Raw genomic sequence first — 11,511 nt, 5'->3', positions numbered from 1 at the left:
TCTATCAAAAAATGTTCAGTCAAATCAGTTGGAGTACGGCGAACGATACGGGCTGACCGGCAAGGTCAGGAAACTGCCCTGCATGTCCTCCAGGGTATAGCGCAGGTACATGGCGACATTGAGTTCGCGGAAGTCGCTCGAATTGTTCAGGCGCAGCGTACCGCCCACAAACAGACGCGGCGCAAAGCGGTATTCGCCGCTGCCTTCCAGGCTGTAGCCGATGCCGGTCTTGGTCTGCTGCCCGTAGGTCTTGCCGCTGGCCGCTTGCAGGGCGGCATCCGTGGGGAAGTAATCCGCGCCGTCCTGGCGGAAGTACTGCACACCGGCCGAGCCCTTGAGCTGGAAGCTGAAACGGTCGCTGCGCTTGGCCCAGGTCACCGGCACGCCCAGCCCCAGATAGGCCTGCGGGCTGAAGTAACCGCCGTGGCCATAGGTGTAGAAGTTCTGGTTGTTGGCGTAGCTGATGAGGGTGGCGGAGACACCGGCCGTCATCTTCTCGTCGTTGCCGTTGGCCAGGTACTGGTAGGCACCGCCGCCCAGTTCCACACGCGTGTTGGATTCGACGTTGCGGCCCATCAGGCTGTGCAGGGCACCGTAGGCGTAGACGCCGGTCTGGGCATCATCCGAACTCATCTCGGCACGGCCGCCGTTGGCGGTCACGCCGCCCCAGGAACGGCCGATGCGCGGGTCGGTGCTGCCGGCAAACGAGGTGATGCTGTCGTTGACGGCACGGCGCGACACCGTCACGCCGAAGCGGTTGGTGCTGCTGCCGCCGAGCGGCTGCTCCACGCTCACGCCACCGACCACGTTGGGATACTTGAAACCGCTGGGCGTCGTGCCGATGTCGGCCTTGATGCCGTCGTCAGGACGCTCGTAGGCTACCGCCACGCCCACGCCGCTGGCGCTCTGCTTGCCCACGCCGGTGGCACTGGAACCGCCACCGCCGAAGCGGCTGGCGGCCTCGTCGGTCATGGTGCCGCCATCCAGCGAGACCGGCGTGATACGCACGGCCACGCGGTCATTGCCGACCGGCATGTTCACTTCCAGCGGGGCTTCGATATCGTTGATGCGGCTCAGGCCCGATTCGCTGGCATTGCCGCGCACCACCACGCCTTGCGTGACGTAGGGGCTGCGCGCCTGCAGGATGTCGTTGAGGGCGCGCTGCGCCGGCGTGAGGTTGTCCGCCGGCAGGCCTTGCTGGCCCTGCAGCGCCAGCAAGGCGCGCTGGGCGGCGGTGGCCGCACCCGGCAAAGCGGTGGCAGGTGCCGCACCTTGCTGCGCATAAGCGCCCGCCCTGCCCGGCTGGGTGGTCTGGACCATCTGCGCCGGAGCCGGCGATGCATTGCTGAACACCGGACCAAGCGCCGGGCCATAGGCCACCGCAGGCGCGGCCTGCGACGCCGCCACACGCGCGTTGGCCGGGGTCGGCAACACATCGGCCGCCGCCGGTGCAGAAGCCGTCATCATCGCCGGACGCAGCATGGTCTCGGCAGGCGGCGGGATGGCAGCCACATTCTCGTTGCCCGGCAGGCGACGCTGGGTGCGGAAGGGATTGATGGCCGGATCGAAACCATTGCCCTGGGCCATCAGGCTGCGCTGGCGCGCCGAGTTTTCAATGGCCACCGCCTTGCGCAACAGTGCCGTGGCTTCGCCGGTCTTGCCCAGCGCACGATAGATGCGTGCGGCTTCGGTCAGGGTGCTGGGATCGCTGCTTTCCAGTTTGTTGAACTGATCCAGCAGGCGCAGGGCATAGGCATTGTCGTGCGCCTGCATGGCGGTATCGGCCGCGCCCAGCAACACCGTGACGTCGCGCGGATTGCGTTCGGCCAGTGGTTTGTAGAGCGCCAGTGCGCGGGCATTGTCGCCGGCCGCATTGAACATGCGGGCCAGTGCCGAGAGCGCACCGATATCGGTGGGCCGCTGTGACAGCGCGGGGGCCAGCGTGTCGTAGGCCGCCGCCAGGTCGCCACCTTCGCGCAGGCGTTCGGCCTGGCGCACGCGGTAGAGGAAACGCACATCGTCGTATTGCTTGCGCGTGGCCACGTCCATGTTCTGGTTCTGCAAGGCCGTGAGTACGCTGTAGACCTGCGCATCCTCACCGGCCCTGAGCAGCACCGACGCGTATTGCAGGCGCGTAGCGGCGCTCGGCGTGGCCGGCGGCGCAATCAGCGGCTGCATCAGCGCCAGCGCACGCGGGGTATCGCCCGCATCGACATAGGCCGAGGCCAGTGTGCCGGTGCGCTCGGCATTGCCGGCCGCTTCGGGCTGCACGCGATCCAGCAGCGCCAGGGCTTCCTGGCGCTGGCCGGTCTTGACCAGCTCGCTCGCATGGCCGACCTGGATGGTCAGCGTGACCTGGCGATACAGATCGGTCATCGGTGCGGTACGACGGGCCTCGGGGATGCGGCGCAGGGTGTCGAGCGCATCCTGCCATTGCTCCATCTCCGCCGACAGCAAGGCGCTGGCGTAGAGCGCATCGACGTTGTCGCGATGCTCGCGGGTGAAGTCATCGATGGTCACGCGCGCCTGGCGCGACTGGCCGGCCTTGATGTAGAGGCGGGCCAGGTCGAAGGTGGTCCAGACGTTGTCGGGATCGTTGCGCACCGCTTCGCGCCGGGCGTCCAGTGCGGCATTGAGATCGCCACGCTGTTCGGCCAGGTTGGCTTGCTGGGTCGCACGCAGGGCGCGCAGGCGGCCCTGGTCGCCGAACTCGGCCTGTTGTTGCGGGGTGAGCTTGTCGAGCAGGCGCAGCGCTTCATCGGCTTGCCCGGTCTGCGAGAGCACATTCACCAGACCGCGAATCGCACCGACCTGTGCCGGCTGCACCGCCAGTACCTGGCGATAGTGCGCCGTGGCGGCCTCGAACTGGCCGGCCGTGGCTTCGATATCGGCGATGGCGACCAAGCCATCGGTGTTCTTCGGATCCAGGCGCAGCGCCTGGGTCAGCGTATCCTGCGCCTGGCGGGTCTGGCCGCGCGCCTGCAGTTCGCGGCCGCGCTGGATCAGCAGCCAGTAGCGCACGCTGTCGAGCGCCTTCTTCCAGCCGCTGCCGCCCTTCGCTACGGCGCGCGCCAGCAGCGGTTCGGCATCGGCCAGACGGTTCTGCTGCTGGCGCACCACACCCAGGCCACCGAGTGCATCGGTTTCATCGGGATGGCTGGAGAGGCGTTCCTGGAAAGCCTTTTCGGCTTCCTGCAGATCGCCCTTCTCCAGGGCCTGCAGGCCGCGCGAGAGCACCGTCGGCGTCTGCGTGGCGGTGACCTGCGAGCGGCCCTTGGCCAGCAGGTCGCGGATGTCCTTGTCGTCCGGATGGACCTTGAGGAATTCTTCAAACAGCGGGGCCTGCGCCGGACTCGGCGGGCCCAGCCAGGTCAGCGCCAGACGCCAGCTTTCATCGGCGTCGCCACCGATGTCGGTCTGCTTGCTCAGGCGCGAGAGCACGCGGATGCCTTCCACCCGGCTGTCTTCATGGCGCGCCAGCTGCTTGCCGTAGAACAGTGCCAGGATGCTGTCCTCGGGAGTTTCGCGCAGCAGGCGTTCCATGCCCTTGCGCGCTTCCGGCCAGCTGGCATCGTTGAAGGCCAGATTGTTGTAGTACTCGCGGCCGACCGTGCCCGAGGGCGTCAGGCCATTGAACATCTTGCGGAAGGTGTCGGTAGCGCGGTCACGCTCGCCGGCATCCACCAGGCGGCGGGCTTCGGCCAGCAGGGCCTGGTTTTCAGGGCGGGCCAGGGCGATGTCCTGCATCAGCTGGGCGGCTTGCCAGGGTTGCGGCGAGAGCGCCTGCAGCCGTTCCAGATACGCATTGGCCTGCTGCGGCCGGTTCTGCTTCACGCCGATCAGGCCCATGCCGTACAGCGCGTTGACCTGCGACTTGTCCAGCTGCAGCACCTTCTGCCAGACCTCGGCGGCGCGCTGGTTGTTGTTGCGCGCCTGCCAGTACTGGCCCTGCTCCACCAGCTGGGCCTGCAGGTCCGTCGGCGCAGCCAGGGCCGGGGCCAGGGGTGCGCCCAGGAGCGCGGCCAGCACTCCGATGGCTAGCGTGGTACGGCGCGTGCGCATGACTTCTCCCAAGACAAATTGAGCGTTCCGTCGTCGCGGAACTGATATCGCTGCTCGGCCCATCCGAGGCCGAACAGGCCGAGCATGACGTTGTAATACAGAATTTCCGGTTGCGCACTGGGCTGGGCCAGTCCGCTTTCCAGCTGTTGTGCGGCGCGCGCCTGCCATTGCGCGGCCAGGGTGTTTTCGCCCTTGGCCTGCAGATACGGCACCAACGCCGCGCCAAACCCGAACGGTCCCTGCCCTTCGATGGCACCGCTGGTCACGGCTACCTTCTCCGGCGCGATGCCGGTGGCGACGATGCGCTGGCGCATGCCATCCAGGGCGGCCAGCAGCGGTGCGGCCCCGGGGTCACGCGGCGAGGTCATGCCGGCCCACAGGTAGACGCGGATGGCGTCATAGCTGCCCAGTTCACCCTTGGCCGGATCGACCATGAACTGGCCGGCTTGCGCCGCCGTCATCTTGTAGCCGACCCAATCCGCCACGAAACCCTTGGGGCTGGTGGCCTGGATCATGCGCACGGTATTGGTGGCGATCTGCTGCCAGGGGCCCTTGGGGCGCTCCTTGTGCAGACGGCGCAGCAGCGGCAACGGCAGGTAACTCGGATTGAGCGTCCAGGCCTGGTTGCCCTGGCTGAAGCCCTGCGGTCCCGGCAAGACCATCTTGCCCAGGCCAGGCAGGTCCACCACGAGGCGCGCTTCGATGGCGTCGAGCAGGCGCACTGCATCGCTGCGATAGGTCGGGCGCTGCCACAGACGCGCCGCTTCCAGCAGCGCGTAGGCAATCCACAGATCGGCATCCGATGCGGAATTGGCGTCCTGCAATTGCCACTTGCCATCGGCACCCTGCCCCCACAGCCAGCCCGGCAAGCGGTTGGCGGCATCGGGCCCCATCATGTTGTCGCGCGTCCAGCTCCAGATCTGGTCAAAGCGTTGCGGATCGTTGGCGATCAGCGACAGCAGCAGGTTGTAGGACTGGCCTTCGGACGTGGTGTGATTGGGCAGCAGGCTGGAGTGCAGGACCCGGCCATCGGGTTGCACGTGACTGCCAGCCCAGGATTGCCAGGCCGGCCAGTCAACCGCCGCGCAGGCGGCCGGCGCGGCGCTGGCGGCCGCACCGGCACCACTGAGCGCGAGTGCTGCCATCACCTTCAACAGGCTGCGTCGCAGAGGCTGGAACGGCAGGTCAGGCATTGAGACGCTTTCTCGCCTTGGCGCGCAGGGTCAGGTAAGCCAGGCCGCCGAGCATCAGGATGCCGCCGGCAATCAGCACGAACATGGCCAGCACGTGGCGCGACAGCCACCAGCGCAGCATGCGCAGCGGCGACATGCTGCCGACGAAATAATTTTCTTCGGCCAGCAGCGGATCGATGGTGGTCCCTCGCACCGCCACCAGGCTGCCCTGGATGGTCTCGGCTTCCGGGTCCTTGCTGGCCATCGCATCGAGGATCTGTTGCAGGCCGGATGCATCGCCACCGGCCAGCACCACCACGCTGCGGCCACTGTCGAGGGGCGACTCGAAACCGGTCAGGTAAGAGGTCGGCTCGCCCCCCGAGAAGGCCAGTGCCAGCCGCGCACGGCGCTTGGCCTGGTCCTCGTCATCGATCTGCAGCCAGCTGCGCACGCGCAGGGCCAGATCGGCCACCTGGAAGCGCTGCTTGTCTCCGGTCACCACCGCCGGCAGGCGATCGGCCCATTGCTTGAGCAGCGGCTGATTCTGCCCCGAGGCCAGCACCAGCAGGTCGCGCGAGGCCACCTTGTCGACCTGGGCGGCCTGGGTCACGGCCACGCCGGTCGCCGGATAGCCGGTGGCGCTGCCGAAGCGGCCCAGCAGCGTCAGGTAGGCCGAGAGATCATCGGGCGTGGCATTGTCGGGCAGTACCACCGCCGACTCCGACAGATCGGCCATGCGCGTGAAGGGGAAACCGGCATCCTTGAACACGCCCAGATTGGGCATGGCCATGAAGTGATCGTAGCCGCGCAGGTCGATGGTGGATTCGGGATCGATGCTGCCGCGCACGTTGTCGATGATGACGTCCTGGCATTCGCCCTGCTTGACGAAATCGTACATGTAGCGCAGCTGCAGACGCGATTGCGGACCGGCCAGGTTCAGCGGCAGGCGCACGTTCATCTCGCGGGTGAGCGCGTCATCCTTGATGGCGGCCAGCAGGCTCTTGTCCAGCTGGTCATGCGGCAGCAGCACGTCGGCCTTGATCAGGCCATCATTCAAGCTGACCATGAAGGACGAATTGGACGACTTGGGCTGCGGCGTGTAGCGATACACCAGTTTCAGCTTTGCGCCATCCTGTCGCCAGCTGGAGAGCGCGGGCGGGAAGTTGAGCGGAATGGTGATCTCGCCCGGGTTGTAGCCGGAGACATTGAGGCGCTTGGGATCGATCAGCTCGGAGAGTTTCACCGGACGATCGGTAGGCAGCCAGTTGGGCGCGTCATACGGCTGGCGCGGAGTCAGCGGCTGCAGCTTGTCGACCACCACCGAGCTGCCCGCCAGGCCCTTGCCGCCCAGCGTCAGGGCAGCGGCGGCCTGCTTGAGTTCGGCGATGTTGCGGCCGGAGACGATCAGCAATTTGCCATTGGCATCATTCGGATTGGCCTGCACGGTCAGGGTCGGCCCCTTGGGCGCGGCCACGGCCACACCGGCCACGGTGGTGGCGGCCTCGCCGGCCACCATCAGCACGGCATTGCCGCGCTGGGGCAAGGTGTTGATCTGTACCGGGAAGCGCGCACCGCGATAGGCGGCCAGCGCGCCGAACCAGGACGACAGCGACCCTGCCGCTTCCAGCGTGCCGTTGTCGGGCGTGCCGGCAAAGATGAAGGGCAGGTTCAGCATGCGGATGTCGCGCCGGTCGAAGAAGGGTACGGGCATCAGCGCCAGGTCATCCTTCTGCGGCAGCGCCGTGGTCTGCAGGTCCAGCGTGGAGCCGTTGGCCACGCGCGTCCACAGGCTGGAATGCAAGGGATCCTCGCAACCCATCGTGTAGTGGCCGATGAACTGCAGGCTCAGGCGGTTGAATTCGGTAATCAGCTTGGCCGGGATGTCGACCTTGGCGGTCTGCATGCTGCCGGAGTTTTCCTTGGGCAGCGGGATGCTGCCGGCCACCACGTCGTTGACCATCACGTTGATCTGCGACAGGTCCGGCAGCAGCGCGGGCGAATACGTGTAATACAGGGTCACGTGCGCACCGGTGGCCACCAGCGAGACCGGCACGTCGAAGTTGAGACTGTCGGTGGCATCCACGCCATGCAGGTTCATCGAACCGTTGCGGCCCAGCTGCTTGAAGGTGAACACGTAAGGATCGCCGGCCATCGGGATCGGTGCCGGCAGACCGGGCGTGGCCGCGGCCGAGGGGGTCGCGGGAGTGGCCGCCAGTGCCGGCAACGGCAGGCTGCCTGCCGTCATCACGGCCGCCAGCATCAGGCACAGGGAGCGCTGGCGCAAGGGCATCCGTTGCGCTTGAGACTGCTTCGTTTTCATTATTGTTTTTCCAGAGTGTTATCGGTAACGGGCACAGTGGCTGCCGCCACTGCCGAGGGGGCTGCAGCGGGTGCCGGCGCGCGGCGTTGCGCACGCCGGCTGCGCATCAGGATCAGGGTGGCCTTGAACAATTGCCGTACGCCATTCATGCCGATGCCGGCGACTTCACGCAAAGCTTTGAGCGGCGTATCGGGACGGCTCTTGCCCCAGTTGTTGTCCCAGATGTCGGCGCGCGAGAAGGTCAGGCGCACCAGTTCGCTTTGCTGGCGCAGCGACAGTTCGTGGAACTGCGCACCGACCATGTCGTTGCGGCTGAACACCACCATCGCCGGGAAGACCTTCTCCTGCGCATTGCGCATCATCGAGACCTCGATGCGTGCATTGCGTGCGATGCTGACGCCGGCCGGCAGGCGCAGGCCGATGCCCTTCTGCGAGAAGTCCAGGGTCTTGCCGTCAATGATGCTGCCGTCGTCGAGCTTGATGCGTACCGGCAGTTCGGCGGTCACGCGCGGCTCGCTGCGTACCTGGCGGGTTTCGGAAGCGACCGCCATGGCGGCGCTGCTGATGATGACGTTGTAGAGCGTCCAGGCCATGTTGATGAGGATGGTGGTGACCGCATTCGGATCACCATGGATCAGTTGCCAGATGCCGAAGCCCAGTCCGGCCACGTTCAGCCCCAGCAGCACCATGTAGGGCCGCGCCAGCTTCCAGTCGAAGTGGTCATCGGTGATGATGCCGCCCTTGTCGGTGACGTTGAAGCCGCCCAGCTTGGGGTTCACCAGCGCCAGCAGCACCGGTCCCAGGATGTACCAGGCCAGCACGGTCTCGTAGACCTCGTTCCAGAAGGAATGGCGGAAGCGTCCCTGGATGCGCGAGTTGGTCAGGCTGGCGTGCAGCACGTGGGGCAGCACGTAGGCCGTGATCATCAGCGCCGAGGCCTGGAAGATGTGGGCGCCGAAGAACAGGTACGTCAATGGCGCCGTCAGGAAGATCAGGCGCGGCAGGCCATAGAAGAAGTGCAGCATGGCGTTGAGGTAGCACAGCCGCTGGCCCAGACGCAGCCCCCTGCCCTTGAGCGGATTGTCGACGCGGAAGATCTGCGCCATGCCGCGCGCCCAGCGCACGCGCTGTCGGATGTGGCGCGCCAGGTTCTCGGTGGCCAGGCCGGCGGCCTGGGGGATGGCGAGATAGGCGGTGTTGTAGCCGGCACGGTTCATCTTCAGCGCGGTGTGCGCATCTTCGGTCAGGGTCTCGGTGGCGATGCCGCCGATTCCCATCAACGCGGTACGGCGCATGACGGCGCAGGAGCCGCAGAAGAAGGCGGCATTCCACAGGTCATTGCCATCCTGCACCAGGCCATAGAACAGCTCGCCCTCGTTGGGTACCGAGCGGAAGGTATTGAGGTTCTTCTCGAAGGGATCGGGCGAGAAGAAGAAGTGCGGGGTCTGCAGCATGGCCAGCTTGGGGTCCTTGTAGAACCAGCCCATGCAGATCTGCAGGAAGGAACGGGTCGGCACGTGGTCGGCATCGAAGATGGCCACGAATTCGCCGTCGGTGACCTTGAGCGCCTCGTTGAGGTTGCCGGCCTTGGCGTGCTTGTTGTCGGAGCGCACCAGGTAGTTCACGCCGATGTTGTCGCAGAACTCGCGGAATTCTTCGCGGCGGCCATCATCGAGCACGTGCACGCGCAGCTTGTCCTGCGGCCAGTCGATGGCCTGCGCGGCGAAGATGGTGAGCGAGACGATGTCCAGCGATTCGTTGTACGAGGGAATGAAGACATCCACCGTCGGCCACTCCGCAGGCGGCATGGTCAGCATCTGCGGCTTGCGGCGCAGCGGCCAGGCGGTCTGCAGGTAGCCCAGCGTCAGCACCAGCAGCGAATACAGTTCGGCCGCCAGCAGTCCGTAGCCGAAGCAGATGTCCAGCCAGCTTTCAAAGGCCAGCGTGGAACTGATGCGCCAGTACATGTAGCGCATCGACACCGTCAGCGAGAGCGTGATCAGCACCAGCACCGGGAACCGTCCCGACTGCTTGCGCAGCACCAGCGCGGCGACGAAGCAGCCGATGGCGAAGACGCATTGGGCGGCGAAGTCCAGCGGCACCGAAATGATCAGCAACGCCAGCATCGTGGCAAACAGCAGCACGGCCCATTGCACCAGACGGCGCGGCCCGCGCGGCAAGCCTTCGAGGCGCGCGCCGACGGTCTGCATCCATTGTTGCAGGCGGTTGGCCGATGGCCGTGCCGAGGGCTCCTGTCCTGGCGGATGCGGTGACAGCGTGGCGGCGGCAGGCAGGTCGGACGGGGCTGGCGAATGCGATGGCGAGGGTGCCTGGGATCCGGTCGTCATGCGCGTGCACCCGTAGCGACGGCTTTGGCGACAGCGGCGCGCAGCACCTCGCTCACGCCCTGCAATTGCTCATAGGCCGGCGAGTGGCCGTCCTTGACCAGCGGATTGAAGCCATAGGCCAGGCCTTCGCTGATGGCGTGATCGAGCGCGATCACCCCAGCCAGGCGCGGACCCATCCAGCGCTTGAGCACTTCCAGCATGTCCTGGCTGAAACTGCGGCTGGCATCGTATTTGTTGACCACATAGCGGCAGTTGTTGCGGCCATGCAGGACCTGGCGCATATGTTCCAGCGCCAGGAAAGAACCGGCGTCGGGCGTCACCACCGCCAGCACCTGGTCGGCGGCTCGCAGGGCCTGGTCGAGATAGGCGGTCTGTCCGGCCGGCAGGTCCAGCAGCACCACGTCGCCCGCCTGCAGCTGCAGGGCGTGCAACCGGCGCAGCAGCCATTGGCCATCCTCGGCCATCTGCTGGGCCAGCGCAGATTCGCCAGCGGCGGCCACCAGGGTGTGGCTGACCACCTGCGTGCCGGCCATGCCGGCAGCCAGGCCACTGCGCCAATCTGCGGCGGCGGCCGCTGCAGCAACGGCGTCGGCACTCACGCCCAGATGGTATTGCAAGGCATTCTGCGGATCCAGGTCGATGGCGATCACGCGGCCATGGCGCGCCAGACTGCAGGCCAGGGCCGAGCACAGGGTGGTCTTTCCGACCCCGCCCTTGGGCGAGACTACGGCAATCACCTGTGCGGGCGTCGTGGGGGGCAGGGCCACGCCGGACTGACCGGCGTCGTCGTTGTTGGCGCGCTGCAGGGCTTCGCGCTGACGCGCGGCCTCGCCCAGCATCGAACGCAACAGGGTGGGTACGCCAGGGCCATGGGGCGCCGACGGGCTGATCTGGCTGACCGGCGCCGGGTTCGGGGAGGAAGCAGGCGCCTGCACGGACAGGGACGGTGCCAGTCTGGCGACAGGAGCGACTGCAACGACTGGAGCGACCGGGACGGCAGCAGGCGCAGCAACGACAGGGGCTTCGACGACCGGCTCGCTGGCCGGCTCGGTCAGCGGCTCGATCACAGGCTCAATGCGCTGGGAGGAGGAAAGCGAAGGCGGGTCCAGCAGCGGCACCACCGCGCTGGCCGCCACGACCGGTGCCGGTTCGGGCTTCACGTCCGCTGCGGCCGGCTGCGCAACCACCAGCGGCGCCTTGGGCTTGCGGACCGGCTCCTTGTAGTTGATGGCGGCCTCGATTTCGAGATACCCATCCACCGTCGCCCCGAACTTGCTCAGCAAGTTGGAGATATCGTTTCCCATGCTTGACTCCCTGCCCTGTCCTGACGGCGGCGGCTTTTGACCGGGCGCGCAAGACCTGCCTGCAACCTTGTTAAAAAGCGGTAAGTGTTCCCATATGCTGCCATCCCCCAGCTATATTTATTTATCCGCTCTGACGGCGGGACTTTTCCCCTCTGGATGCGGAGTCATGCTCCGCGCGGACCAGGCGCAGGAATGTTGTTTTTTCGACCACATTCCACGTTGTCATTAAAACAAACAAATCCTGATACCGCAACCTTCTTCGTTGCCAAAAATGTAAAAAGCCGACAAGACACAACACTCATTTC

At 66.2% G+C, this 11,511-nt stretch carries 5 protein-coding genes; all 5 read right to left on the bottom strand.

All coding sequences use genetic code 11. From position 1 onward, the window contains the following. Window positions 1-24: 24 nt before the first annotated feature. Genes E2K99_RS06355 through bcsQ form a run of 5 tightly spaced genes read right to left on the bottom strand, consistent with a single transcriptional unit; the run spans window position 25 to window position 11,206 of the window. The gene (locus E2K99_RS06355; RefSeq protein WP_134221689.1) at window positions 25-4,062 is read right to left on the bottom strand and encodes a cellulose synthase subunit BcsC-related outer membrane protein; all 4,038 of its coding nucleotides are present in this window, start codon (window positions 4,060-4,062) and stop codon (window positions 25-27) included. Then, a complete protein-coding gene (bcsZ, locus tag E2K99_RS06350; protein WP_134221688.1) occupies window positions 4,038-5,255 on the bottom strand; it encodes a cellulose synthase complex periplasmic endoglucanase BcsZ in 1,218 nt (405 codons plus the stop codon). Before bcsZ ends, E2K99_RS06355 begins: the two co-directional genes overlap by 25 nt. Continuing rightward, window positions 5,248-7,554 carry a cellulose biosynthesis cyclic di-GMP-binding regulatory protein BcsB gene (gene bcsB / locus E2K99_RS06345; protein WP_134221687.1) on the bottom strand — a complete coding sequence of 769 codons (2,307 nt, stop codon included), beginning with the start codon at window positions 7,552-7,554 and terminating at the stop codon, window positions 5,248-5,250. Before bcsB ends, bcsZ begins: the two co-directional genes overlap by 8 nt. Next, complete coding sequence (gene bcsA, locus E2K99_RS06340; RefSeq protein ID WP_134221686.1) at window positions 7,554-9,902, bottom strand: UDP-forming cellulose synthase catalytic subunit; 2,349 nt, start codon at window positions 9,900-9,902, stop codon at window positions 7,554-7,556. The genes bcsB and bcsA overlap by 1 nt, the downstream gene beginning before the upstream one ends. Further along, the gene (gene bcsQ / locus E2K99_RS06335; protein WP_134221685.1) at window positions 9,899-11,206 is read right to left on the bottom strand and encodes a cellulose biosynthesis protein BcsQ; all 1,308 of its coding nucleotides are present in this window, start codon (window positions 11,204-11,206) and stop codon (window positions 9,899-9,901) included. Before bcsQ ends, bcsA begins: the two co-directional genes overlap by 4 nt. Between the last annotated feature and the right edge of the window lie 305 nt (window positions 11,207-11,511).

This window comes from Herbaspirillum huttiense (assembly GCF_004367745.1).
Lineage (GTDB): Bacteria > Pseudomonadota > Gammaproteobacteria > Burkholderiales > Burkholderiaceae_D > Herbaspirillum > Herbaspirillum huttiense.
This window is presented reverse-complemented; position numbering and strand designations above follow the sequence as displayed.